24 protein-coding genes are annotated in these 24,279 nt (G+C 59.1%); 4 read left to right on the top strand and 20 right to left on the bottom strand.

Going from position 1 to position 24,279, the window contains the following annotated elements; translation table 11 throughout:
- Nucleotides 1-13: 13 nt before the first annotated feature.
- Both ADS46_RS11035 and cysM read right to left on the bottom strand, forming a co-directional pair.
- Nucleotides 14-1,414, bottom strand: a complete 1,401-nt coding sequence (locus ADS46_RS11035) for a TRAM domain-containing protein (RefSeq protein ID WP_066320044.1) — start codon at nucleotides 1,412-1,414, stop codon at nucleotides 14-16.
- Nucleotides 1,415-2,311, bottom strand: coding sequence for a cysteine synthase CysM (cysM, locus tag ADS46_RS11030; RefSeq protein WP_066320041.1), 897 nt, complete (start codon nucleotides 2,309-2,311; stop codon nucleotides 1,415-1,417). It abuts the gene before it with no gap.
- Between the two features lie 92 nt (nucleotides 2,312-2,403).
- On the opposite strand from cysM, the gene ADS46_RS11025 reads away from it, so the two are divergent.
- Nucleotides 2,404-5,100, top strand: a complete 2,697-nt coding sequence (locus tag ADS46_RS11025; protein WP_066320035.1) for an ATP-binding protein — start codon at nucleotides 2,404-2,406, stop codon at nucleotides 5,098-5,100.
- A 42-nt stretch (nucleotides 5,101-5,142) separates the two neighbouring features.
- Here ADS46_RS11025 and acpS read toward each other — a convergent pair whose 3' ends face one another.
- The 11 genes from acpS to rpoE all read right to left on the bottom strand — a co-directional run bounded on the left by acpS (nucleotide 5,143) and on the right by rpoE (nucleotide 15,177).
- A complete protein-coding gene (acpS, locus tag ADS46_RS11020) occupies nucleotides 5,143-5,520 on the bottom strand; it encodes a holo-ACP synthase (protein ID WP_066320033.1) in 378 nt (125 codons plus the stop codon).
- A 3-nt stretch (nucleotides 5,521-5,523) separates the two neighbouring features.
- Nucleotides 5,524-6,348: a pyridoxine 5'-phosphate synthase gene (gene pdxJ / locus ADS46_RS11015; RefSeq protein ID WP_066320030.1), complete on the bottom strand. Its 825-nt coding sequence runs from the start codon at nucleotides 6,346-6,348 to the stop codon at nucleotides 5,524-5,526.
- 32 nt (nucleotides 6,349-6,380) lie between these two features.
- Complete coding sequence (gene recO, locus ADS46_RS11010) at nucleotides 6,381-7,073, bottom strand: DNA repair protein RecO (protein WP_066320026.1); 693 nt, start codon at nucleotides 7,071-7,073, stop codon at nucleotides 6,381-6,383.
- 8 nt (nucleotides 7,074-7,081) lie between these two features.
- Nucleotides 7,082-7,981 (bottom strand): GTPase Era, encoded by a 900-nt coding sequence (gene era / locus ADS46_RS11005; protein ID WP_066320024.1) that lies wholly within the window; start codon nucleotides 7,979-7,981, stop codon nucleotides 7,082-7,084.
- Nucleotides 7,978-8,670, bottom strand: coding sequence for a ribonuclease III (gene rnc, locus ADS46_RS11000; RefSeq protein WP_066320021.1), 693 nt, complete (start codon nucleotides 8,668-8,670; stop codon nucleotides 7,978-7,980). The genes era and rnc overlap by 4 nt, the downstream gene beginning before the upstream one ends.
- A gap of 61 nt (nucleotides 8,671-8,731) precedes the next feature.
- The gene (lepB, locus tag ADS46_RS10995; protein ID WP_066320018.1) at nucleotides 8,732-9,526 is read right to left on the bottom strand and encodes a signal peptidase I; all 795 of its coding nucleotides are present in this window, start codon (nucleotides 9,524-9,526) and stop codon (nucleotides 8,732-8,734) included.
- A 15-nt stretch (nucleotides 9,527-9,541) separates the two neighbouring features.
- A complete protein-coding gene (gene lepA / locus ADS46_RS10990; protein ID WP_066320015.1) occupies nucleotides 9,542-11,356 on the bottom strand; it encodes a translation elongation factor 4 in 1,815 nt (604 codons plus the stop codon).
- Between the two features lie 186 nt (nucleotides 11,357-11,542).
- A complete protein-coding gene (locus tag ADS46_RS10985; RefSeq protein WP_066320014.1) occupies nucleotides 11,543-12,967 on the bottom strand; it encodes a DegQ family serine endoprotease in 1,425 nt (474 codons plus the stop codon).
- A 63-nt stretch (nucleotides 12,968-13,030) separates the two neighbouring features.
- Nucleotides 13,031-13,486 carry a SoxR reducing system RseC family protein gene (locus ADS46_RS10980; protein ID WP_066320012.1) on the bottom strand — a complete coding sequence of 152 codons (456 nt, stop codon included), beginning with the start codon at nucleotides 13,484-13,486 and terminating at the stop codon, nucleotides 13,031-13,033.
- Between the two features lie 148 nt (nucleotides 13,487-13,634).
- Nucleotides 13,635-14,387, bottom strand: a complete 753-nt coding sequence (locus ADS46_RS10975; protein WP_066320010.1) for a sigma-E factor negative regulatory protein — start codon at nucleotides 14,385-14,387, stop codon at nucleotides 13,635-13,637.
- A 190-nt stretch (nucleotides 14,388-14,577) separates the two neighbouring features.
- The gene (gene rpoE, locus ADS46_RS10970) at nucleotides 14,578-15,177 is read right to left on the bottom strand and encodes an RNA polymerase sigma factor RpoE (protein WP_066320008.1); all 600 of its coding nucleotides are present in this window, start codon (nucleotides 15,175-15,177) and stop codon (nucleotides 14,578-14,580) included.
- 326 nt (nucleotides 15,178-15,503) lie between these two features.
- Here rpoE and ADS46_RS10965 point away from each other — a divergent pair, with 326 nt between their 5' ends.
- The gene (locus ADS46_RS10965) at nucleotides 15,504-16,580 is read left to right on the top strand and encodes a 3-deoxy-7-phosphoheptulonate synthase (protein WP_066320000.1); all 1,077 of its coding nucleotides are present in this window, start codon (nucleotides 15,504-15,506) and stop codon (nucleotides 16,578-16,580) included.
- A gap of 42 nt (nucleotides 16,581-16,622) precedes the next feature.
- Here ADS46_RS10965 and dinG read toward each other — a convergent pair whose 3' ends face one another.
- The gene (gene dinG / locus ADS46_RS10960; protein ID WP_066319997.1) at nucleotides 16,623-18,752 is read right to left on the bottom strand and encodes an ATP-dependent DNA helicase DinG; all 2,130 of its coding nucleotides are present in this window, start codon (nucleotides 18,750-18,752) and stop codon (nucleotides 16,623-16,625) included.
- 5 nt (nucleotides 18,753-18,757) lie between these two features.
- Nucleotides 18,758-20,032 (bottom strand): ATP-dependent RNA helicase RhlB, encoded by a 1,275-nt coding sequence (gene rhlB, locus ADS46_RS10955; protein ID WP_066319994.1) that lies wholly within the window; start codon nucleotides 20,030-20,032, stop codon nucleotides 18,758-18,760.
- 145 nt (nucleotides 20,033-20,177) lie between these two features.
- Between rhlB and ADS46_RS10950 the strand changes: the two genes are divergently transcribed.
- Both ADS46_RS10950 and xthA read left to right on the top strand, forming a co-directional pair.
- On the top strand, nucleotides 20,178-20,426 hold the full coding sequence (locus ADS46_RS10950; RefSeq protein WP_066319991.1) for a hypothetical protein: 249 nt from the start codon (nucleotides 20,178-20,180) through the stop codon (nucleotides 20,424-20,426).
- Entirely contained in the window at nucleotides 20,426-21,259 is an 834-nt protein-coding gene (xthA, locus tag ADS46_RS10945) for an exodeoxyribonuclease III (RefSeq protein WP_066319989.1), read from the top strand. The genes ADS46_RS10950 and xthA overlap by 1 nt, the downstream gene beginning before the upstream one ends.
- A 15-nt stretch (nucleotides 21,260-21,274) precedes the next feature.
- On the opposite strand, the gene ADS46_RS10940 is transcribed toward xthA, so the two are convergent.
- The 5 genes from ADS46_RS10940 to ADS46_RS10920 form a co-directional block, all read right to left on the bottom strand.
- Nucleotides 21,275-22,375, bottom strand: coding sequence for a hypothetical protein (locus tag ADS46_RS10940; protein WP_324611682.1), 1,101 nt, complete (start codon nucleotides 22,373-22,375; stop codon nucleotides 21,275-21,277).
- Between the two features lie 15 nt (nucleotides 22,376-22,390).
- Nucleotides 22,391-23,149 (bottom strand): energy transducer TonB, encoded by a 759-nt coding sequence (locus tag ADS46_RS10935; RefSeq protein ID WP_066319979.1) that lies wholly within the window; start codon nucleotides 23,147-23,149, stop codon nucleotides 22,391-22,393.
- A complete protein-coding gene (locus tag ADS46_RS10930) occupies nucleotides 23,146-23,553 on the bottom strand; it encodes an ExbD/TolR family protein (protein WP_066319978.1) in 408 nt (135 codons plus the stop codon). Before ADS46_RS10930 ends, ADS46_RS10935 begins: the two co-directional genes overlap by 4 nt.
- The gene (locus tag ADS46_RS10925) at nucleotides 23,546-24,088 is read right to left on the bottom strand and encodes a MotA/TolQ/ExbB proton channel family protein (RefSeq protein WP_066319976.1); all 543 of its coding nucleotides are present in this window, start codon (nucleotides 24,086-24,088) and stop codon (nucleotides 23,546-23,548) included. The genes ADS46_RS10930 and ADS46_RS10925 overlap by 8 nt, the downstream gene beginning before the upstream one ends.
- A 1-nt stretch (nucleotide 24,089) precedes the next feature.
- Nucleotides 24,090-24,279 (bottom strand): MotA/TolQ/ExbB proton channel family protein (locus ADS46_RS10920; protein ID WP_199825223.1); only part of this gene is annotated, 190 nt, incomplete at its 5' end.

The raw sequence follows: 24,279 nt of genomic DNA, 5'->3' as shown, positions 1-24,279 counted from the left end.
GGCTAACGACGTTTTAGGCACACTTTGTGTGTTCAAACAGCATCAGCGTTTCCATATGTGCAGTGTGCATGAACATGTCGGCCACTGCGACGTGATTGATGCGGTAACCTGCATGCACAAGGTGTGCCGCATCACGGGCAAGCGTGGCGGGATCACAGGAAATATACATTACCCTGGCAACCGGACTGCGTGCCAGCGCTTGGCAAATGACCTCGGCCCCGCTGCGTGGCGGGTCGAGCACCAGTGCCTGCAGATCCACAGCCTCGAGCAACGAGGCGACGGTATCCGGATCGCTCAGATCCGCCTGCTGGCCCGTCACATCAAGTCGGTTTAGATGGGCATTATCTGCAAGGCGCTCGACCATGGCAGGACTGCCTTCCACGGCATGTACCTCCGCCCCGGCCGCGGCCATTGGCAGACTGAAGTTACCGATACCGGCAAACAGGTCCATCGTCCGTTGGCCGGGGGAAGGTGCCAGCCAGCGCATGGCGGTATCGACCATCTGCTGGTTCACGGCGGCGTTGACTTGTAAAAAGTCACCGGGCGCAAAATGCAGCGTCAACGCCTTTCCATCAGGTATATCGAGGGCCTCTTCCAGTACCGGCGGCGCACCATGCCAGTGCAGCGTCGGGCTCTCACGCCCCAACCAGGTACCCAAAGCAACGTGATGATGATCAGCAAACGCCTGCCAGCGCTCGGCGTCCGCCGGATTGGCTTTCAATTGACGAACCAGAACCACCCGCTGGCTGTCGGTCGCCAGCAATTCGATGTGGCCCACCTGGCGCGGCGCATCCAGCGTTGCCAAAAGTTCGCGCAAGGGAGCGATCAGCGCTTGCAAGCCATCAACCAGGACGATACAGCGTTCGATGTCGATCAGCCTGTGAGAGTGGGCCGCTCGAAAGCCTAACAGGGCATGGCCGTCGCCATCGACTTTGACGCCCAGGCGTGCACGTCGGCGGTAGCCCTGCACATCATCGTGCAACGATTCGATCTCGCCCAGTTCGATTCCCTGGCGAGCCATTAAATCACGCACGACCTCTCTTTTATGCTCGCGCTGCGAGGCCACGGTCATGTGCTGCAAATCGCAGCCGCCGCAATGACTGAAATGCGGGCAAGGCGGCGAAACACGCTGCGCCGAGGAGGTAAGCCGTTGTTTGACATGGGCTTCGTCATAGCGCTTGCGTGTCTGGTGAACCGCAACTTCGAGGTGCTCGCCGGGTAGTGCCTGGTCGATAAAGACCGTTTTGCCCTCGGCGTTGTGAGCCACCCCGCGTCCGTCATGCGCCAGGCGCTCTACCACCAGTGCGCTTGTCGCTTGCGGCGCCTGATTCGACGATTTTGCCGCGGGTTGGCGTGCCAGCCCGGAATGCCCCGACGCGGGCCGTGGCGGTCGCCGTTTTCCCAACATGGCCATCTATACCTCCGGGGCAAACAAGCCCGTGGAGAGGTAGCGATCTCCGCGGTCGCAGACGATAAACACGATCACGGCATTTTCCACCTGCTCGGCAATACGCAGCGCCCCTGCCAGACTCCCCCCCGAGGAGACGCCCGCGAAGATACCCTCTTCTCGCGCCAGACGCCGCATGTGCTCTTCAGCTTCATGCTGGGCAATATCCAGGGTGGTATCCACCCGCGGGGCTTCAAAGATGGCGGGCAGATATTCCTGCGGCCAGCGCCGAATCCCCGGGATGCTCGCCCCATCAGCGGGCTGCAGGCCGACAATCTGAATCGCCGGATTCTGCTCTTTCAGATAACGCGATACCCCCATGATGGTGCCGGTTGTCCCCATGGAGCTGACAAAATGGGTGACTTCGCCGCCCGTCTGCCGCCAGACTTCAGGGCCTGTCGTCCGATAGTGGGCCAGCGGATTGTCCGGGTTGGCGAACTGGTTGAGCGGCTTGCCCTCACCCCGAGCGATCATGCCGTCGGCAATATCCCGCGCTTCTTCCATACCGCCTTCCTTGCTTGCCGACACCAGCTCCGCGCCGAAGGCGGCCATGGCCTGCCTGCGTTCCTCGGAGGCGCTCTCGGGCATGATCAGCACCATGCGATAGCCCTTGATGGCAGCGGCCATCGCCAGGGCAATCCCGGTATTGCCCGACGTGGCTTCGATCAGGGTGTCGCCGGGGGTGATATCACCGCGTGCTTCTGCCTCACTGAGCATCGACAAAGCGGGCCGGTCTTTAACCGACCCCGCCGGGTTATTACCTTCCAGTTTCGCCAGGAGGGTATTGTTGCGCCCCGCGCTGATGCGCTTCAGACGCACCAACGGCGTGTTGCCAACCACCTCTTCTAACGTGGGATAATCCATCGCATCAATTCCTTATCGTGATCGTTACCTACATTATATCGGTGCTAACGTACACTGGACAGGTAACCCTCTTGAATCAGCAGGCTGCTTTCATGTCTTTGAACACGCGACTTCTTTTTGCGCTGCTTGGCCTTCCGCTTGTGGTCTATGCCTGCATGGCGATATTGCTCATCATCCAAAACGACCAAAAAGCCCACGCGCTGCTGGAGGAGCGCATTGTAAGCGCCAGCCACTCCCTTGCCCCTCGCATGGCGGAGGCACTACTAGAGACAGATATTGATCAACTGGACACCCATGTTGGCACTTTCCTGGCGCAGCAGAGCGTCAGCTCAGTCACCATCTTCGATAACCAAAACAACCGTCTGCTGGTGCGCGGACGCACCAACTCAGCATCACCGCTCTCGTCATATCCCAATACCACACAGCTGGTCACCACTGATGATGGATGGCGCTTGCAAGTTCCCCTGGAAGCGCCGACAACCGGTAACGAATCTCCCACACGGGCGGGGTGGCTCGAGGCCACGATAGACACCTACTCACTAAACCTTGCCCGCTATCAGATGATTGCCAGTTTAAGCCTGGGAGGCATGCTACTCGGGCTCTGCCTGTTCTTGATTGCCTTTGCGATCAGCCGCTATGTCACGCGGCCGATCGAAGAGGCAAACCATGCACTGTATCGCCTGTCGCGGGGGGATTATGAGCAAACGGCGATGTCACATAACGCCGTCGAACTGAACCAGTTGGCCCAACAGATCAATGCGCTGGCCCATCACCTCCAAAGCGCCAAACATGACATGCAAGCGCAAATCGAACAGGCGACCAGCGAACTCCAGGAATCCATGGAGACCATCGAAGAGCAGAATATAAAGCTCGACCTGGCCCACCGCAGCGCGGTGCGTGCAAATACGGTGAAGTCCGAGTTTCTCGCCAACATGAGTCACGAGATCCGTACACCGCTGAACGGAATCATCGGATTCTGTCGACTGCTGGGCCGTTCGTCCCTGGATGACCGCCAGCGCGATTGGTTGCAGCACGTGCACAGGGCCTGCGATAACCTGCTCATGCTGGTCAACGATGTCCTCGACTTTTCCAAGCTGGAAGCTAACCGGCTAACCCTGGAAGAAGCCGACATCGACATCGTGACCCTGGTTGATGAGGTGCTCGGCCTGCATGCTCCCGAGGCTCAACGTAAACACCTCCACCTGGTGGCCATGGTGTACGACGATGTCCCCACACCGCTCAGCGGCGACCCGCTCAGGCTGCACCAGGTGCTCAACAACCTGCTCAGCAATGCCCTCAAGTTTACCCAGCAGGGCGATGTAGTCGTCAGGGTCATGCTGGAGCACTACGCGGGTAAGCATGTCGTGCTGAATATCAGCGTCAGCGATACAGGCATTGGCCTGAGCGAAGAGCACCAGCAACAGCTGTTCAGTGCCTTTTCCCAGGCCGAACCCAGCCACCCCCGGCAGTTTGGCGGCAGCGGGCTCGGCTTGACCATCTGTCGTCAGCTCATTCACCGCATGGGGGGCGAGATCAGCGTCGAGAGCGAACTCAATAAAGGCTCGACGTTCTCTTTCACCCTGCCCCTCCAGGCCACCCACGCCGACGAACGCAGCCCAGAGCTGCACCTTGACGGCCCGATCGTCGGCGTTCACGAACCCCACACCACCACCAGGAATGTACTGGATCACCTGCTGGAACGCTGGGGCGCAATGCCGGTTGCGCTGTCAGGGAACGCTGCCTGCGATTTGCTGCTCATCAGTCTTGACCAGGATGATCTACAGCCCAAGGTGCTCAGCCAGTGGCAGGACATCATCCGTGCCGCCGAGTGCCCCGCACTGGTGTTGGTAAACGGATCGAGCTTTGAACTGCCTAAACTCGATTTTCCGTTCAAAGGCGAGCTGCTTTGCAAGCCATTTACCCGCTCGCAACTGGCTGCCTCGCTGACGCACCTATTGGTGCCGGTCAGCGAAACCCGCGCCCTCCAAAGCGCGCCTCTTCCGGCGTTACCTTCTGCCAATGAGGGGTATCGATTATTGGTCGTCGACGACAATACCTCCAACCGGCAACTGCTGAGTGCGTTATTGGAGGCGCCCGACCGGCACATTACCATGGCGGCAAGTGGCCATGAAGCGATCAAGATGGGTCGGGAGCAGACGTTCGACATGGTACTCATGGATATCCGCATGCCGGAGATGGATGGCGTGCAAGCCACCCGGACGCTGCGACGCATCAGCAATGCCTGGAGCCGCTGTCCGATCATTGCGGTGACCGCGCACGCGTTGAACAGTGAACGTCAACGCTGGCTGGCCGAAGGGCTGGACGACGTGATTGTCAAGCCGATCGACGAGCATGACTTGAACCAGTTGCTCAACCGGTTCCTGGGCATTGACACGCCGGATTCAGCGCCCCAGCCGACTAAAAAACCGCCCAGCGAAACATCCACATCCGCCACCTTGCCGGTGATCGACCTGACGCTGGGTGCGCGCCTGGCCGGGGGCAAGGATGACATTGCACGGGCCCAGATCAAGCGTCTGATCGACAGCTTGCCCGCCACACGGCAAGCCATGGATACTGCCTATCAGCAGCGCAACATCGAGTCGCTGCTGGACAGCGTCCACGACCTGAACGGTGCCAGCCGCTACTGCGGAACCCCCGAGTTGGCACTGATTGTCGAGACACTGGAGACCCGGCTGCGCACCAGCGGGCTGGACCACGCGGAAAGCCTCATCAACGACCTTTACCGGGCCATGGACAAACTCATTGCCCAGCGGGGCACGCTTGGCTAGGACGACCTAGCTTTCCAGGACCACTTAGCTTTGCAGGACCACTTAGCTTTCCAGGACCACAAAAGCAATAGCGTAGGCATCTTCATCGCTTAACGTGATGTGCAAGGCGTTCACTCCGGCGGCTGACGCTTTCTCGGCAGCCGCCCCCTGGAGATCGAAGTAGGGTTTGCCCAGCGCATCGTTGAACACCTGGATATCGCGCCACTGAAGCCCATGCCGCAACCCCAGGCCCAGCGCCTTGACAAAGGCCTCTTTGGCGGCAAACCGCTTGGCCAGAAAGGCGACCGGATGGGCTTTCTGCTGCCACACGGCGTGCTCTTCAGGACCCAGGATACGCAGCGCGAAACGCGGTCCGTGACGCTCCAGGGCCCGCTCAAAACGCTCGATCCGGGCGATATCGGAGCCAATACCGACAATCACGGATCAGTGCCCACAGCAGCCATCATGCCCATGACCGTGCTGCTCCTCATGTTCATGATCATGGGCATCCAGCGCCGCCATCAGACCGGCTTCCTGACCCGCGATAATCAACCGCTTCATGTCGGCAACGGCGTCTTTCAGTCCTACAAACAGCGCACGTGCGATAATCGCGTGACCGATATTCAACTCGTTGATACCCGGCAACGCCGCGATGGCTTCCACATTGTGGTAATGCAACCCATGACCGGCATTGACCACAAGCCCAAGCGATACCGCATGCGTGGCGGCAGCGGTTAACCGCTGGTACTCGGCCGTGGCTGTCTCGCTGCCGGTGTGCGCCTCGGCATAAGCTCCGGTGTGCAACTCAATGACCGGTGCGCCCGCCCGCTGCGCTGCGTCGATCTGGTCCGCGTCGGGATCGATAAATAACGACACTTCGCAACCGGCTGCCGCCAGTCGCTGGCAGGCACTGGCCACGGCGTCGAAGCCTCCCACCACGTCGAGACCGCCTTCCGTGGTCAATTCTTCGCGCTTCTCGGGGACCAGGCATACATGGGCCGGACGAATGTCCTCGGCCAGCGCCAGCATCTCTTCAGTTACCGCCATCTCCAGGTTCATGCGCGTATTGAGCACCTCGGCCAGCAGCTTCACGTCGCGCAGCTGAATATGGCGGCGGTCTTCGCGCAGGTGCACGGTAATGCCGTCGGCGCCCGCCTCTTCGGCTAACAGCGCGGCCTGAACGGGATCCGGATAGCGGGTGCCGCGTGCCTGACGCAGCGTGGCAATGTGATCGATGTTGACGCCTAACAGTATCCGGGGGGGATGCATAAATGGCCTCCAGTTTTATAAAGGATGATTACCTAACGTTGGCGACGCTGGGCAAGATCGCGCATCAATTCCCGGGAGCGTAATGCAGTGGTCCCCAGATGCGGCGCCAGCGCGGCGCGCATGACGGCCTTCAACGCGTTGGCAAGCGTCGGTTCCTGCCAGTCATGTTGATCAATATAGCGTAGGGTGCGACCGTCCAGCCCTTTGGCGGCCGGGACGAACGCCCGGCTGGCGGCATCGAATCGGTACTGGGCCTGAGGGTCGAGCGCGCCACCGTCAGGGGTGCAGAAGCGTGGCGTGGCGTCCAGGACCTCCAGCAGCGACCATTCGTAACGGCGCAGCGCCAGCGCGCGGGCGGCAGGCATCGGCAGCGCCTCCAGCAAGGCGGTGTAAAAGGCAAAGACATTGCCTGCGGGCAGTTCCAGCGGCAGCAGGCGAGTCGCAATCTCGTTGGCGTAAAACCCGCAAAGCAGGCCCTCCCCCGCCAGCAGCGCTGTTGCTCCCCGCGACTCCATCAGGTGCAGCCGCTTGAGCTCACGTTCGCCCCGCCAGGTCACATGAAGAGGGGTAAAAGGCTGGAGCCGCTGACGCGATTTTGACGTGGGTCGCTGACCGCCCTGGGCGACCGCTCGGATGCGGCCATGGTGGAGTGTCAACAGATCCACCAGCGCACTGGTTTCGCGGTATGGCCTTCGGTGCAGCAGGAAGGCCGGCTCCGCCGACATTGCCATGCTCAATCGAGATCGTAGCCCAGGCTCTTCAGCGCGCGTTCATCGTCTGACCAGCCGCGTTTTACCTTGACCCACAGGTTCAGCATGACTTTGGTCCCCAGCGCACGCTCCATGTCCAGGCGCGCCTCACGACCAATGCTCTTGATGCGCTCGCCGTTTTCGCCGATCAATATGACTTTCTGCCCCTGACGTTCCACCAGAATCAGCGCACTGATATGGGTCACGCGTTCGGTTTCGCGAAATTCTTCAATTTCCACGGTCATCTGATAGGGCAACTCGTCACCCAACTGGCGCATGACTTTTTCCCGCACCAGCTCAGCCGCCATGAATCGCAGGCTACGGTCGGTAATCTGGTCTTCGGGGAAATAGTGAATGCTTTCAGGAAGATGCTTGGCAACCTCTTCTTCGAGGGTATCTACCTGGGTGCCGTGCTTGGCGGAAATGGGCACAATGGCGGCAAAGTCCCGGCGCGCTCCCACCTCGGCAAGCCAAGGCAGCAGGTCACCTTTGTCGTTGAGTCGATCCACCTTGTTGACCGCGAGAATGATAGGCGCCTTGACGTGCTCAAGGCGTTTAAGCACCGCCTGGTCTTCATCGGTCCAGCGGGTGCGGTCAATAATGAACACCACGCAGTCGACGTCCCGCAGGGCCTGGGTCGCCGCCTGGTTCATGAACCGGTTGATCGCTTTATTGCGATCCTTGGACATGATGTGCATGCCCGGCGTATCGACGTAGATAGACTGGGCGTCGCCTTCCGTCTTGATCCCCATCACCTGGTGGCGTGTGGTCTGCGGCCGCCGGGAGGTAATCGAAATTTTCTGCCCCAGAATACGGTTCATCAAGGTGGATTTGCCGACGTTGGGGCGGCCGACAATCGCAACGAATCCACAGGACTGGCTCATGCATTGTCTCCAGGACGTTTTTCAAGGTGGGCGAGCGCTTCTTCAGCGGCTTGCTGTTCTGCGTGACGACGGCTGGGGCCTTTGCCTGTCGTGTGCTCGCTCAGCAGATCAATGTAACATTCCACAGTGAACATCTGGGCATGAGCTTCCCCCTTGACGCTAACCACTTCGTAGCGGGGTAGCGCCGCCTGTCGTGACTGAAGGAATTCCTGCAGCCGCGTCTTGGGGTCTTTCTGGGTGTCCTGCAGCGAGATACCCGCCAGCCGTTCGGCGTACCACGACAGGACCCGCTCGCGAACGGCATCCATGCCTGCATCCAAATAGATGGCACCGATCACCGCTTCTACCGCATCCGCCAGGATCGATTCCCGGCGATGCCCGCCGCTTTTCATTTCGCCTGAACCTAACCGTAAGCACTCGCCAAACGTCATTTCCCTGGCCAGTTCCGCAAGCGTCTGTCCTTTGACCAGGCGCGCCCTCAGGCGCGATAGCTGACCTTCACGGGCCTGGGGAAAGCGCTCATAGAGCGCTTCCGCAATCACGAAATTGACGATGGAATCGCCCAGAAATTCCAGGCGTTCATTATTGCGACCGCCATAACTGCGGTGGGTCATGGCCAGCTCTATCAGCGTAATATCGCCGAAAGTATGGCCAATGCGTCGGCAAAAAGCGGTTAACGAAGTACTCACGGGGCCCCTACGTCATTGACGTTGACTAAAAATAAATGGTTATACATGACGATTGGTTTCATTACTCGATGCGGCGTACGTCGGTAAAGCTCGGCAGCCCGCCATCCCAGTGCATCCAGACGGCGAAGGCGCGCCCGACAATATTTTCTTCAGGTACAAACCCCCAGTAACGGCTGTCATTGGAGTGGTCGCGGTTGTCGCCCATGGTGAAATAGTGGCCTTCGGGCACTTCGACCTCACGCATCTGCGGCCCGGGATCACGGGGGTTGTTATAGATATAATGCTCAACGTCCCCTAGACGCTCTTCAAATAACGGCTGCTGCGTGGCGCTCTCTTCCATCAGCTCCTTGGGAACCGGTTCGCCATTGATGTACAGCTGCTTGTCTTCATAGCGAATCTTGTCACCAGGCAGGCCTACCACGCGCTTGATGAAGTTGACCGAGGGCTCTTCAGGGAAGCGAAACACCATGACATCGCCACGCTCAGGGTCATCGACTTCAAGGAACCGCGTGTTGACGACCGGTAGACGCAGGCCATAAGCGAACTTGTTGACCAGAATGAAGTCGCCCACCTCAAGCGTCGGACGCATCGACCCGGAAGGGATTTGAAACGGCTCAACGACAAAGCTGCGCACCACCAGCACGACCAGCAATACCGGGAAGAATGAGCGCGAATAATCGACCAGCCATGGCTCTTTAAGCAGCTTTTCACGGGTGGCCGGGTCCAGCCCTTCCTGGGTGCTGGCGTCGGCGCGCTCGACACGCTCCCGACGCTTGGGACGCAGCCAAACCACATCCAGCAAATAGATAACGCCAGAAAGCGCAACGGCAAGTACCAGCAGTAATGCAAAATCCATGGGTGGACGTCTTCCTTAGTCGTTAACCTTGAGTACAGCAAGGAAGGCTTCCTGGGGGATCTCCACCCGACCGACCTGCTTCATGCGTTTCTTACCCGCTTTCTGTTTTTCCAGCAGCTTTTTCTTACGGCTGACATCACCGCCGTAACATTTCGCCGTCACGTTTTTGCGCAGTGCTTTGACAGTAGAGCGCGCCACGACCTGCCCCCCGATAGCGGCCTGAATCGCCACGTCGTACATTTGCCGGGGAATCAGCTCTTTCATTTTTTCCACCAGCAGTCGACCACGCGAGTGGGCGTGATCACGATGAATAATCACCGCGAGGGCGTCCACTTTATCACCGTTAATCAGCACGTCCAGGCGGGCCAGATGGGCCATTTCAAAACGCTCAAAATTATATTCAAGCGACGCGTAACCACGTGAAATAGACTTCAACCGATCAAAAAAGTCCATCACGACTTCAGACATCGGTAATTCGTAGGTCAACTGGATCTGGTTGCCGAGAAACTGCATGTCCAACTGGGTGCCGCGGCGCAGTTCACACTCGGAAATCACATTCCCGACAAACTCCTGGGGTACCAGAATGCTTGCCCGCACAACGGGTTCGCGCATCTGCTCGACGTCGGCCATATCAGGCAGCTTGGAGGGGTTCGATACGTAAAGGAGATCGCCATTTTTCATGGACAGCTCGTAGACCACCGTGGGGGCGGTGGTCAGCAGGTCCAGATCGTATTCACGTTCCAGGCGCTCTTGGATGATCTCCATGTGGAGGGTGCCAAGAAAACCCACCCGGAAACCGAAACCGAGTGCGTCTGAATTTTCCGGTTCGTATTCGAGCGACGCATCGTTAAGTGCCAGCTTTTCCAACGCATCGCGAAAATCTTCATAGTCATCGGAATTGACGGTGAATATGCCGGCATACACCTGCGGCTTGACCTTTTTAAAGCCTGGCAGCCTGGGCACATCCGGTGTTTTGGTATGCGTTATGGTATCACCCACAGGAGCACCGTGAATGTCTTTAATGCCCGCCACGATAAAGCCCACTTCACCAGCACGCAGAATATCGGTCTGCTTGCGCAGCGGCGTAAAAATACCTACTTCAGTGGTATTCCAATCTCTATTTGTGGAATTGATGCGGATCTTGTCGCCTTTGCGCAGCGTGCCATCAAAAAGCCGGACCAAGGACACGACCCCAAGGTAGTTATCGAACCACGAGTCGATAATCAGCGCTTGCAAGGGGGCGTCAGGGTCGCCTTTGGGGGGCGGTATATCGCGTACCAGACGTTCTAACAGCTCATCGATGCCAAGCCCGCTTTTAGCGGACACCTGGCAGGCATCGGTCGCATCGATGCCGATGATTTCCTCGACTTCCTGAGCCACCCGGTCGGGGTCGGCCTGGGGCAAGTCGATTTTATTCAGCACCGGCAAGACTTCCAGGCCCTGTTCAACGGCGGTGTAGCAGTTGGCAACCGATTGGGCTTCAACCCCCTGAGCGGCATCGACAACCAGCAGCGCGCCCTCGCAGGCGTAAAGCGAGCGAGACACTTCATAAGAAAAGTCGACGTGGCCGGGCGTATCGATAAAGTTGAGCTGGTAGACCTGCCCGTCGGACGCGGTGTAGTCCAGGGTGACCGACTGAGCCTTGATGGTAATGCCACGCTCGCGTTCGATATCCATCGAGTCAAGCACTTGTTCTTTCAATTCGCGCTCGGTTAGACCACCACAGGTTTGAATCAACCGGTCTGACAGGGTGGATTTGCCGTGATCAATATGCGCGATGATCGAGAAGTTTCTGATGTGCTTGATTTTGCTAACTGTTTCTTGGGTCATTGGCCGTTTTTATCCGGTATATGTACGCAACCATGTACGGTTAACAGTCTTGCTGTGGTATACGCAGTAGAAATTTGACGCCATTGTACCGTTACGACGGTCCCGGTGCTATGTGCAAAAAAAAGAGCAAAAAAAACGACAGCCCGCCAAGTGAAAACGGACTGCCGTTATAGAGAGGTTAATCAGTTACTCAAAGCGCAGCGCCACGAAGAGCGAGCGTCCATCGCGATAGAGGCGTAGCGGAATCGCTCGGTCGGTGGGCAGGTCCTCCACAATGCGACGCAGCTCTTCAGGCGACGTCAAACTGCGATGGTCCAGGCTCACCAGAACATCACCCGCGCGTAGACCGGCGCGAGCTGCCACGCTATCGGGCGCTACTTCGCGGACGACGACGCCGCCTTGCAGGTTAAGTTGCTCACGGGTTTCCTGGTCAATTTCGGCCACCGAAACCCCAAGGCGTACCTGACTATCACTGGACGACGATGGTACAGCCGCTTGTTCAGCATTGGGCCAGCTACCCAGCTCGACCGACTCGCTGCGTTCTTCTCCATCGCGCATCAGCAGCAAGTCCACTTCATTGCCCGGCGCGACACGGCCGATCAGACGCGGCAGACTGCTCGAACTGTCCACGGTTTCGCCGTTGACTTCAAGGATCACATCGCCTGCCTGAAGCCCGCCTTTTGCCGCCGGCCCTTCAGGGTCAAGGTCAGCGATTAGCGCGCCTTCGGCTTCTTCCATGCCGAATGACTCGGCCAGGTCACGGGATACGGGCTGTATCATCACCCCTAACCAGCCACGGTTGACGTACCCATCTTCGCGAAGCTGATCGGCCACATCCATCGCGACATTGATCGGGATGGCGAAGGAAACGCCCATGAACCCGCCGCTACGCGTGAAAATCTGCGAATTGATACCAATAACTTCGCCATCGAGATTGAACAGCGGGCCACCGGAATTACCGGGGTTGATCGCCACATCGGTTTGAATGAACGGCACGTAGGCATCCCGCGGAAGCGTGCGGTTGATCGCGCTGATAATGCCGGCGGTCACCGAATGGTCGAATCCGAAAGGCGAGCCTATCGCCGCCACCCACTCACCGACGCGAAGCTCGTCGGAATCGCCGAGTTCTAGCGTGGGCAAATCACTTGCCTCCACCTTCAAAAGCGCCACATCGGTTTGCGGATCACTGCCGATAAGCTCGGCGGTCAGTTCACGGCGGTCGTTCAAACGCACCAGAATTTCATCGGCGTCCTGCACCACGTGGGCGTTGGTCATCACGTAGCCGTCTTCACTGATAATGAAGCCAGAGCCCAGTGATTGGCGCTCTTCCGTACGCCCCCGACCGCTACCTGGTGGTAACGGGAAACGATCACCGAAATCATCGCCAAAGAAGTGGCGAAATATCTCGGGTATCTCCTGCCCGCCAAAATTGTCAATGGATGGCCCGCCGCGCTGCACCGTGCGGCTAGTGGAAATATTGACCACACCGGGCGCGGCGTCTTCAACGAGATCGGTAAAGTCAGGCAGATCCTGGGCATGGGCGCTTTGCCCCATAGCGAACAATAAGACAAAGCAGACCCACAACGTGGAGGAAAACATTAAGCGCTTCATGCAAGAACTCCTACTTAAAAACACTACCATGCCAAGTTAATACAGCTCGCAGCGAGCCATCCATCACGGTGCGTCGATCAATTGCGGGCGGAAAAACTCTGCTCGCTGACCTAACGCATATTTAAGGCCGACCATGCCACACATCAAGACACCAAAAAAAAGCCCTGGGGCAAGCCAGGTCGAATCACTCACCACACTCCCGATGGCGGCGACCACCAACCCCATCAAAAGCGGCAACCCATAGATCAACCCCGTCAACTGTGTCATTGAGGCTTTTGGCATCGCTACCGTTACCTCGCTGTTCAGTGGCGGCACGGCATCTCCTTCGGGATATGTGGGCACCTCTATTTCCAACTGCCACGCGCGGGGACGCGAGAGAAGCCCCGCCCCACAGCCTTGGCCTTTCGCACATTGAGTGCAGCCGGACGATGCCGTCACCTCGACGACAATTCCCTTGTCGTGGTAGCCCACCACGCGTGCCTGGCGCTCAATAAACGTCTTGCTCGCTGATATCGGCATCACTGCACTCTCCATACACCTCGCCACACAGTCATCGCCCAAGGAGCGCTCGCCAGAACCGTATCCATAAAAAATGGACGTTGAAATAGAGAGAAGCTCTTTTCAACGTCCATTTATCACTTTCCATGTTCGCCACTCGGTTTGCTGATCAGCGTTGACCCAAGGGCTCTGTCACACCGGCGGACCGCATCAATGTCGATCCTTGATCGGCTTGATGGCCCGTTGCACTTTGGGTTTGCTGCTCAAGGTAAGACTGCAACATGCGCAGTTGCTCAATGTCGATGTTAGTTCCCTGCTGGGCCGACACGCCTTGCTGAGAACCAGGACCGGCAAAGCCGCCTTCACTGACATTCATCAGGCCGCTACCCGAGGCTTGCCCATTCATGCGGAAAGGAGTCTGCTCGAACATGGGCATCTCGTTTTGCCCAGCGCCCGCCGCCTGACCACCGGAGACCGCCGGTGTCGTGGCAAGATTGACCGGCTGGACCTGATTAGAAGCAGGCGCAGAGCTGGATGCCACCCCTTCGTTACCGCTCTGATCGACGGTACCGCCACTGTTGCCGAAGAACTGAACGCCGGTGATCACCATCAGCGAAACCGCCGCTGCCACGCCAGCACCACGCGCGAAGGAAACGCTTCCAGCACTACGGGTGACCGTCGAGTCGTCTTTCAACGTGGGTGCGGGTTCATCCTGCAGGCGCGCCATGACACCAGCGGAAAGATCAACGCTCATATCCACGTCCCGTTCGCGCCGCATCATGCTACGCGCCAGATGGTAGCGTCGCCAGGTATCAGCGGCATCATCATCGTTAGGTAGTGCCTTCAACACTCGGCGCAATTCAAGCTCATCACTTTCGCCATCCATTAATGCCGAAAGTGATTCCCGTGTGTTTTGACTCATACTTCACACCCTCACACTGTTGAGAAGAAGCGCTGATGCCATCGTAATAGGTTGCTTTTACGCTGATTCACCGGCTGCTTCACTGTCGCTTCCCATTGGGAATGTAATGGCTTTGACGATGATGGCACCAAACAGTTCACGGTGATCAGTCATTTTTCGCCATTAGCGTTTAATCTACCCACATTGACCATTAATCATCGCGGCTGTTCCGTGCCGTGGACACCAGTGGGCGAATATGTTCGTCAACGGCTTCGCGAGCACGAAAAATGCGCGAACGCACCGTACCTACCGGGCACTGCATCACCTGTGCGATATCTTCGTAGGCCAGCCCGTCGAGCTCACGCAACGTAATCGCGGTGCGCAAATCATCCGGCAGCTTTTCGATCGCCTCGTAAACCGCAGCTTCGAGCTGGTCACGGGCAATCGATGCTTCAGGAGACTCGGCATCCGCCAGGCGGCCGCTTTGGTCGACGATTTCGGCGTCGGATATATCCAGATCGCTACCGGGTGGGCGCCGCCCACGGGACACCAGGTGATTTTTGGCCGTGTTGATCGCGATGCGATACATCCAGGTGTAAAAGGCGCTTTCCGAGCGAAACTTTCCCAGTGCCCGATAGGCCTTGATAAAGGCTTCTTGAGCAACGTCGTGAACTTCGGCATGGTCATGGACATAGCGCCCAATCAGGCCAATAATTTTATGCTGGTATTTCTTTACCAGCAGATCAAATGCGCGTGTATCGCCTTTTTGGGCACGTTCAACGAGCTGTTGATCTGTTTCATGAGTGCCCATTCACACGCTCCCCCCACCCGGACGGTGACCGCCGAGCGCAACTCTTCCTTTAAACCCGATACACTGGGTGTTGACAGCAAGCAACATAACGTTCCTTGGGCATTGGTTAATCATTCGAATGACATGAATTGGCACTGTAACGTGATCGCCTTTTGATAGCTAAGTGTTACGCGTTCTGCACGGCGCATCAAGCGTTTACCCCTTGAACAAAACCCAGCGGCTGACTTCAATTTACCTCGCCAAGTTCCGCAACAATTGATTTTTACTGCGCTGACAAGCGATAGTAGGCGCCATTAATCGATCATCACGCACGCACAGGTAGCACAATGTCAGATCAGCAGGTCAACAACCTTAACGTCCTTGCCCAGGACGTACTTACCACCCCGGAAACCCTCAAGCAGGATGTGCCGCTTACCGATGCTGCCGAGCGCACCGTGATAGAGGGTCGTCATACCATCCAGCGCATTCTGGACGGCAGCGATCCGCGCTTGCTGATGGTAGTGGGCCCCTGTTCGATTCACGATGTCGATGCCGCCCTCGATTATGCCAAGCGCCTGCGCAAACTGGCGGATGAGGTCAGCGACAGCCTGTATATCGTGATGCGGGTGTATTTTGAAAAGCCCCGCACCACCGTCGGCTGGAAAGGCCTGATCAACGACCCGCACATCAACGACTCGTTCGAAATCGACGAAGGCCTGCATATCGCCCGCAAGCTGCTGGTCGACCTTGCCGAGATCGGCTTGCCGCTGGCCACCGAAGCCCTGGACCCGATCTCCCCCCAGTATCTGCAGGACTGCATCAGCTGGTCCGCTATCGGCGCGCGTACCACCGAGTCGCAAACCCACCGCGAGATGGCCTCTGGCCTGTCTTCACCGGTCGGCTTCAAGAACGGTACCGACGGCAGCCTGGACGTGGCGATCAATGCGCTGCAATCCGTCGCCAGCCCGCACAACTTTCTGGGCATCAACCAGTCGGGACAAGTCGCCATCATCCGTACCCGCGGGAACGGCTATGGTCACGTGGTACTGCGCGGCGGCAACGGCAAGCCCAACTACGATAGCGTGAGCGTGGCCCTGGCCGAGAAAGAGCTGAAAAAAGCCAACCTTTCCGCCAATATCATGATCGACTGCTCCCACGCCAACTCGAACAAGGACGCGGCACTTCAGCCCCTGGTCCTTGAAAACGTGACCAACCAGATATTGGATGGCAATACGTCCATCATCGGCCTGATGGTGGAATCCAATATTGGCTGGGGCAATCAGAAAGTCCCTGCCGATCTAAAAGACCTGCAATACGGCGTTTCGATTACCGATGCCTGCATCGATTGGCAAACCACCGTCGATGCCTTTACCCAGATGAACGCCAAACTGGCACCGGTTCTGGCCAAGCGCCGCCCGTCGTAACCCTTCCTGTCGCCCACCGCGTTGAACGCGGTGGGCGTCATGTCATGAGGCGATTTCACGCCTGAAAGGTGGCAGCGCATCCAGTAGCGCCTGACCGTAGCGTCGCGTGATGACGCGCTTATCCAACAGCGTGATCGTGCCTTTATCGCTTTCCTTGCGGATCAGTCGGCCGCAGGCCTGCACCAGCTTGATCGATGCATCCGGCACGCTGATGCGCATGAACGGGTTGCCGCCCTGGCTTTCGATCCACTCGGCAAGCGTCGCCCCCACGGGATCATCCGGCACCGCAAAGGGTAACCGTGTAATGACCACATGGGTCAGGTAATCACCGGGTAGATCGATGCCCTCGGCAAAACTGGCCAGTCCGAAAATAATACTGCCCTTACCGCTGTCCACCGCCGCGCGATGACGCTCAATCAGCTCCCGCTTGGGCAATGCATCCTGAGCCAGCACGCGCTCTCTGACGGGCTCACCCAGCGCCTTCTCGACCCCGCGCAGCTGCGCCCTTGATGAAAACAGCACCAGCGCCGCTTCGCGATCCGCCAGTTGGGTCACAAAGTCGACGATCGCCTTTTCGTGGGCGTCACGGTCACTCGGGTCCGTCGCTTCCTTGGGCACGCTCAGCACGGCATTGGCGTAATCAAACGGGCTGGGCAGCGCCTGATAGCGGTAGCGATTGGCAAGCCCTGCCCGCTCCTGAAGCCGCTCGAAGCGACCCAGCGCCGTCAGTGTTGCCGAGGTGACCACGGCGCCATGGCAGCGCCCCCAAAGGTGCTTGGCCAATGTGTGCGCGGCGGATACCGGGCTTGCCGAAAACTCGATTTCCGGCTCGCCAGCCACCCGGCTCAGGGTGATCCAGCGCGCGCTGGGCGGCGCATTGGCCGCGTCACGGTCGCTGAACGCTTGCCACAGTGAGTGGGCATCCAGCGCCCGTCCGTGAAGCAGCGCCACCAGCGGCAGCCAGGTTTCCGCCTGCTCGCGGTCCAAGCCGGTCTGCTTGTCTGGATCGAGGCTTTCACGCAGCACATCGCTGATGCTCTCAAGACTGCGCGACAAGGTGGCAAACAAGGTTAACAACTGCTCGGCCTGTTCGCGCAGCGCATCAGGAATCTGCCCCTTTTCAAACCGCGACTGATGGGTGGTTTCTTCATCGGCCAGGCCATTGGCGCGACCCGCCAATTGATGTCCCATACTGAACACATCGCCCAACGCGGGTTCCAGGGTATGAATAAGCTCGGGCAAACCGGCAAGCAATCGGGCGATGGTTGGCTGGACAGCCAGCCCCTGGTTCAAGTCCGTCAAGCTGCTCTTGAGGGTTTTCAACCAGCGCAGGCAACCATTGATGGCAAAGCGGTGGGCAAAATGCGACAGCGCCTTGTCGGGCAGGTGATGGCCTTCATCGAATACGAAGATACAGTCGGCGGGGTCCGGCAGGATGGCACCGCCGCCCAGCGCCAGATCCGCCAGCACCAGATCGTGGTTGGCCACGATGACATCGGCGTTTTCCAGTTCCCGGCGGGAGCGGAAAAACGCACAGGCACCAAAATGGCCGCAGCGGCGTCCGGTACACTGGCGGTGATCGACGGTCAGTCGACGCCAGTGGGCATCGTCGATCGCATGGGGCCAGTTATCCCGATCGCCCTCCCATTCACCCTGCCCGTAGGCCTCGGCCATATCGCTGGCAATCACGCCAAGGTCACTGCTCTGCGACTGCTGTGACTGCTCGAACAGCGAAAGCGTGGGATTTGGCTCCGCACCTTCCAGCGCCTGGTCCAGCCGCGCAACGCAGACATAGCGCCCACGCCCCTTGGCCAACGCATAGCGAAACGCCAAACCACTGTGATTCGCCAGGGACGGCAGGTCGTGATTGAGCACCTGTTCCTGAAGCGCCACGGTGGCGGTCGAAATGATCAACCGCTTGCCGCGAGCCTTGGCGATGGGCAGCGCGGCTACCAGGTAGGCCAGGGTTTTGCCCGTACCAGTCCCCGCCTCCAGCACACAAACGTGGTTGTCGCTTGTGCGCTTGCCCTCGTCGTCACACTCGATGCCCCCCAGCGTGCGGGCGATTTCAGCGATCATCAGCCGCTGCCCGTAGCGCGGGGTCAACCCGAGGTTTTCCACCACGCGACGGTAGGCGTCCTGAATCTCGCTTTTAAGGGCAGTATCGAGCATGCGGCTTAAAGCATACCTTCCGGCGGATGTTCGCAGGGCAGCTTGTCGTTGATATAGCGCTCGATCTCAGGCAGAGAAAAAGCATCCTCTTCGCCGACAAAGCTGATGGAGACGCCTTTTGCGCCTGCCCGGCCGGTCCGCCCGATACGGTGAACGTAATCTTCCGGGTCTTCCGGCAGCGTGTAGTTGATCACGTGACTGACGTCTTCGATATGAATGCCACGCCCTGCCACATCGGTGGCCACCAGCACCTGGATCTCGCCTTCGCGGAAGCTTTCCAGGGTCTTGATACGCTGGTTCTGCGGCACATCGCCCGACAGCATGGCGGCACTGATACCGGCTTTCTTGAGCAGACTGTCGAGCTGGCGTACCAGGTCACGGCGATTGCCGAACACCATCACCCGCTCGAAGCTTTCCTGCTCCAAGAGCTTGACCAACAAACGCTGCTTGTCATCGTCAGAGACCATGTAGACCCGCTGGTCGATATCGGCCTGATTCTCGACGGTCACTTCGATCTCGACGTGGGCCGGGTTCAGCGTCCATTGGCTGGCCAGGTTGAGAATATCGTCGGTGAAGGTGGCCGAGAACAGAAAGGTCTGGCGCTCTTCTTTCTTGGGCGTGTAGCGGATGATTCGCTTCACATCGGGAATAAAGCCCATCGATAGCATGCGATCGGCCTCATCCAGCACCAGCACTTCCACCTCGGAAAGGTCGATATCGCGCTTCTCGTGAAAATCGAGCAGACGGCCGGGTGTGGCGACAAGCAGGTCGATCTTTTTACCCAGGCTATCGCGCTGCTTTTGATAATCCATCCCGCCCACGACGCTTGCCACGTTCAGCTTGGTAAAGCGGGCAAGGGCCTTGGCATCCTTCTCGATCTGCAGTGCCAGCTCACGGGTGGGCGCGATAATCAGCGCACGCGGCGCGCCGGGCTTCTGCCCATCCGGGGTTGGCTCTTCGAGAAAATAAGCCAGCGCCGAGATCAGGAAGGCAGCGGTTTTTCCGGTACCGGTCTGTGCCTTGCCGACAATATCGCCGCCCAGCAGCGTATGACGCAGTGCCTCGGCCTGAATGGGCGTGCAGTACTCAAACCCTTGAGCATGAATCGCGCGCATTAACGGCAGCGGCAGATCGAAGTCATGAAAGCGCCATTTGCCGGCCACGGCAGGCACCTGAAACTGGCGAAGATCCCAATTCGACTGACGACGACGCGGCTTCCGACGACGACGTTTAGGCTTACGGTTCTGGGCCGATGCTGTGGTCTGTTCCGACTCGCTCATAGGCTATCTATCTGTCCATTGCTGTGGATATTAGGCATCTTGACGCGCGCATTGTAACAGGGCTTGGCGATAAGAGCGCGCCCTGCTGTCGAAGGAGGTGACTAGACTGCTAGAATAGGCCCATTAACGAACCAAGGAGCGCGATATGACGCGTAAGAAAAAGACCCGTTCGCTGGCGGATAAAGTAACCATCAAAACCGGTCGGCGTAAAGATTATAAAAAGTGGCGTCATGATAACCCTGATCAGGTGACATCATCACGCCGTTTTGTGGCAAAAAAACAGCAGCAACGCAAACTTCAGGCCGTGCGCAAGCTGGCGCGCCAACAGAGCGGGCAGGATATCGCCATTCACCCCGACAAGGATACGGATAACCCGCCGGGAGATCGTTCGTGATGCGCCTTGTTTCTTTCAATATCAACGGCATTCGCGCGCGACTTCATCAACTGCAGGCATTGATCGAGTCGCAAAAGCCTGATGTGATCGGCCTTCAAGAAACCAAGGTGCAGGATAGCGAGTTCCCCCTCGCCGATGTAGAGGCCATGGGCTATCACGTTTACTACTACGGCCAGAAAGGCCACTACGGCGTTGCGCTGCTGTGCCGTCACAAGCCTGAGGCGGTATTTTACGGCTTCCCCGACGATGACGAAGACGCCCAGCGCCGCATGATCGGCGTCAAACTCCTCGCCGACGATGGTCAGCCCGTCACCGTGTGGAACGGCTATTTCCCCCAGGGGGAAAATATCAACCACCCCACCAAGTTCCCGTACAAGACCCGCTTTTACCAGCAGCTGGCGCGCCTGCTTGACGAGCAGCACCAACCCGACGAGCGCGTTGCGGTAATGGGGGACTTTAACATTTCACCCGAGGACCAGGATATCGGCATCGGCGAAGCCAACCGCAAACGCTGGCTGCGCGAAGGCAAAACCAGCTTCCAGCCCATCGAACGTGAATGGCTGGAAGGTATCAAGGCATGGGGATTGAGCGACAGCTACCGGCTTTGCCACCCCACCGATGCCGAGTGGTTCAGCTGGTTCGATTATCGCTCAAAAGGCTTTGACCGCGAACCCAAACGCGGGCTGCGCATCGACTATATTCTGGTTACCCAACCGCTGGCCGAGCGTATCAGCGCCGCGGGAATCGACTATGTACTGCGCGGTATGCAGCGGCCCTCTGATCACGCCCCCACCTGGAGCGACTTCTCGCTCAGCCTGACGTCGGCGGAATAACCCACGCGGTCTGCTTTATAGTGAATGGCGCGGTGACTGCTCGAGCGTCGCCAGCCATTCAGCCGCCTGGTCATCGCCCAGCGACTGGGCACGGGACAGCGCCTTCTCGGCACGCTCATCCTGCCCCCAGGCAAAAGCGAGCTGTCCATATTGTCGCCAGTCGCTGCCTTCTTTGCTGAGGGTCGCTAATGCCCGCCAGGCATCAAGGGCCCGACTCTTGTCGCGGGCCTGATGCCAGGCGTTCGCCAACAGGCGCAGCGTGGTTTCATCCCGCACGATGTCGCCCGCTTCAAGCCATCGTTCAAGATACTCGGCGGCTCTGGCGGGCGTCCCCCCCGCCATGTGCAGGTTTATCAATTGCCAGCGGTCCTCGTCCTCATCCAACCTTCCCAGTCGCCAGGCGGTGTCCCACAACGCCGCGGCGATACCCGGCTGACCGGCCCGCTGAGCAAGACCGGCGGCTTGGCGCCAGTGAGTCGCATCACTGCTTTCATCAAGCCCGCCCAGCAAGACGTCAAGCGCCTGATCGGTTTGCTGGGTGCGCTGGTAGATCACCAGCGCCAATCTGCGCTGGGTAGCATCAGGCTCAGCGGTTTGGCTCAGGCTACGTTCAAGCCAATCCGCCGCTTCCTGCCAACGTTGATCGTCGACGAGCCAGCGGGTCAGCTTCCAGGTGTCAGCGGCAGGGGCTGCGGTGCCCTGGGACTCGAGCCACTCGGCAAGCAAGTTGCTGGCCTGCGTCGTCTGCCCCGCCGTGCGGCGCAACGATGCTTCTTCGCGCAGCCAGCGGGCCGCCTGGGCTTGCTCACCTTCGGCCAGTTCGCGCGCTTGCGCCAAGCGATTTGCGGCATCACCCGGCTGGCCCTGGCGCGCCAGGGCGTTAGCGGCCAGCTGCTGATACAGCGCGCTGGCCCAGCGGTCAGCCGCATTCCCCGCTTGCAGACGGGTGGCTTGCTGGGTGGCCTGGGTGACCACGCTTGCGTATTGCGCGTCGCGTAATTGCGTCTGCAAGCGGTTCAGGTCGTCAATGATATCGCCGGGAAGCGCCGGGCTGGCGTGGGCAAGCGATGCCCACAAACCAATTAAACAGATGCACCCCCATACACGCATGGTCATACCTCAATAAAGTCGTTAACGCAGTTGAAACTCGATCCGCTGGGTCGCATTGCGCAACCGATCACTAGGCTCGAACTGCCACTGCGCAATCGCGTCGCGGGCCGCATCGTCAAATACCCGACGTGGCTGGGCATCCGTAATGCGAATCGAAGAACCATCAACGCTGCCGTCACGACGTATGGTAAACGATACCTCAACAAAGCCCTCCATGCCGCGACGCTGGGCGCGAGCAGGGTACGTCGGATTGACCCGACTGGTCGGAGCGGCCTGACCGACATTGACCGGTTCATCCGACACTTCCTGCGGCGCTTCTGGCGCTGCCTCGCGTTCGGCGTCGGAAGGCTCGGCTTCACTTGGCTGCGTAACAGGGTCGGGCTGCGGCGTTGGTTCAGGCGTCGGCTCCGGTTCTGGCTGCGGCTCGGGTTCCGGCTCGGGCGTCGCCTCGGTCAATTCCGGCAACTCACTTTCCATTTCCACCGGCTCTTCGGGCGGCTCGGGCAGGTCAATCTCCGGCAAGGCAATGGTGCTGTCGGCCACCGGGGGCGGCTCGGGTGTCGGCATCGGCTGTGGCGGAGGCGTGGGTGCCTGTTCAGCCTGCGGGGGTGGTGCCTCTTCTTGCGGGGCTACTTCGGGGGCTTCCACCATGTTCATCGAGACCGTCTGCTCTGGTGGTTCCACCGGGTCGTCCGGCGGCGCGACCAGCAGCGCCAACAGCCAAAACAGCCCAATCGCCAATATCCCACCACTCACCATGGATAATGCCTGGCGTATCATTGGCCGCTCCGGCTGGCCGCCACCGCCACCTGATCCACGCCGGCCTGGTCAAGACGGTCCATCACTTCAATCAGCAGCCCGGTGGTCGACTCGCGATCCGCCTGGATGACCACCGAGCCATCCTCGCTGAGCATGCCGGCGACTTCTTCGCCCACCCGGTGGGCGTCGATCGCGCGGCCATCCACCCATACCGCCCCTTCGGGCGAGAGCGCGACCAATACCTGGGCATCGGGCCTGGGACTGGCGTCACTCGACTCCGGGCGGTTGATCTCAATCCCGCTTTCCTTGATAAAGCTGGTGGTCACGATAAAGAAAATCAGCATGATGAACACCACGTCCAGCATCGGCGTGAGGTTCACCTCGGTATTGTCGTCAGCGCTTCCCATCGAACGTCGTCTACGCATCATTTTCCTCCACTGCTCGCGCCATCCGGTCGTGCAACCGCTGATCCTCGCGTCGAATAATGTGTTCCAGACGACTGATAAACAAAAGCCCGACCACGGCGATCGCCATGCCGGTCAGCGTCGGCAGCGTTGCCCGTGCCACGCCATCGGCCATTGCCCGGGCCTGATGGGTATCACTCAGCGACAGACTGTCGAAGACGCCGATCATGCCGGTCACGGTACCCAGCAGGCCAAACAGCGGGCATAACGCCACCAGCAGCTTTAGCCAGGGCAGCGGACGGCGCAAACGGACCACGAGGTCCGCCGTCCAGACGTTGCGCAGCGTGCGCGCGCTCCAGCTGTGATGGTCATCTCGCCTGGCCCAGCGATTGACAAGCTGGCGGCGTGCTCGCCGCCAGGTCATGCGATAGAACCAGAAGCGTTCAATGGCCATGCCAAATACCAGCAACGCCACCACGGCCAGCACGACCAGCACCACGCCGCCCGCATTCATCAGCCGCTCGACGGGCTCAAGCCAAAGGGGAACGGTCAACATATCAGCTCACCGACGCGTCTTGGGAAGGCTGCTGGGCTTCCAGGTGGTCGGCCAGCGCGGCACTTGCCTGCCCTTCAATAACATGAGTGAGGTGGCGACTGCGGCTTGACAGCGCCGTCTGCGCAAACAGCAGCGGTACGGCGGTAATCAGGCCAAGAACGGTCGTCACCAGCGCCTGGCTGATACCACCC

The sequence above is a fragment of the Halomonas sp. G11 genome, assembly GCF_001663515.1.
Taxonomy (GTDB): Bacteria; Pseudomonadota; Gammaproteobacteria; order Pseudomonadales; family Halomonadaceae; genus Vreelandella.
Note: the sequence above shows the minus strand (reverse complement) of the source record. Positions and strands in the feature narration are given on the sequence as shown.

Bases quoted from the DNA above. Each gene is read 5' to 3' on its own strand.
- ADS46_RS10965 (WP_066320000.1), top strand. From the start codon at position 15,504: ATGTCAGATCAGCAGGTCAACAACCTTAACGTCCTTGCCCAGGACGTA.
- lepA (WP_066320015.1), bottom strand. From the start codon at position 11,356: ATGACCCAAGAAACAGTTAGCAAAATCAAGCACATCAGAAACTTCTCG.
- recO (WP_066320026.1), bottom strand. From the start codon at position 7,073: ATGTCGGCGGAGCCGGCCTTCCTGCTGCACCGAAGGCCATACCGCGAA.
- cysM (WP_066320041.1), bottom strand. From the start codon at position 2,311: ATGGATTATCCCACGTTAGAAGAGGTGGTTGGCAACACGCCGTTGGTG.
- ADS46_RS10925 (WP_066319976.1), bottom strand. From the start codon at position 24,088: ATGTTGACCGTTCCCCTTTGGCTTGAGCCCGTCGAGCGGCTGATGAAT.
- ADS46_RS10930 (WP_066319978.1), bottom strand. From the start codon at position 23,553: ATGCGTAGACGACGTTCGATGGGAAGCGCTGACGACAATACCGAGGTG.
- ADS46_RS11025 (WP_066320035.1), top strand. From the start codon at position 2,404: ATGTCTTTGAACACGCGACTTCTTTTTGCGCTGCTTGGCCTTCCGCTT.
- rpoE (WP_066320008.1), bottom strand. From the start codon at position 15,177: ATGGGCACTCATGAAACAGATCAACAGCTCGTTGAACGTGCCCAAAAA.
- dinG (WP_066319997.1), bottom strand. From the start codon at position 18,752: ATGCTCGATACTGCCCTTAAAAGCGAGATTCAGGACGCCTACCGTCGC.
- lepB (WP_066320018.1), bottom strand. From the start codon at position 9,526: ATGGATTTTGCATTACTGCTGGTACTTGCCGTTGCGCTTTCTGGCGTT.
- era (WP_066320024.1), bottom strand. From the start codon at position 7,981: ATGAGCCAGTCCTGTGGATTCGTTGCGATTGTCGGCCGCCCCAACGTC.
- ADS46_RS11035 (WP_066320044.1), bottom strand. From the start codon at position 1,414: ATGGCCATGTTGGGAAAACGGCGACCGCCACGGCCCGCGTCGGGGCAT.
- ADS46_RS10940 (WP_324611682.1), bottom strand. From the start codon at position 22,375: ATGACCATGCGTGTATGGGGGTGCATCTGTTTAATTGGTTTGTGGGCA.
- ADS46_RS10950 (WP_066319991.1), top strand. From the start codon at position 20,178: ATGACGCGTAAGAAAAAGACCCGTTCGCTGGCGGATAAAGTAACCATC.
- rhlB (WP_066319994.1), bottom strand. From the start codon at position 20,032: ATGAGCGAGTCGGAACAGACCACAGCATCGGCCCAGAACCGTAAGCCT.
- ADS46_RS10980 (WP_066320012.1), bottom strand. From the start codon at position 13,486: ATGCCGATATCAGCGAGCAAGACGTTTATTGAGCGCCAGGCACGCGTG.
- ADS46_RS10985 (WP_066320014.1), bottom strand. From the start codon at position 12,967: ATGAAGCGCTTAATGTTTTCCTCCACGTTGTGGGTCTGCTTTGTCTTA.
- ADS46_RS10975 (WP_066320010.1), bottom strand. From the start codon at position 14,387: ATGAGTCAAAACACACGGGAATCACTTTCGGCATTAATGGATGGCGAA.
- xthA (WP_066319989.1), top strand. From the start codon at position 20,426: ATGCGCCTTGTTTCTTTCAATATCAACGGCATTCGCGCGCGACTTCAT.
- ADS46_RS10935 (WP_066319979.1), bottom strand. From the start codon at position 23,149: ATGATACGCCAGGCATTATCCATGGTGAGTGGTGGGATATTGGCGATT.
- pdxJ (WP_066320030.1), bottom strand. From the start codon at position 6,348: ATGCATCCCCCCCGGATACTGTTAGGCGTCAACATCGATCACATTGCC.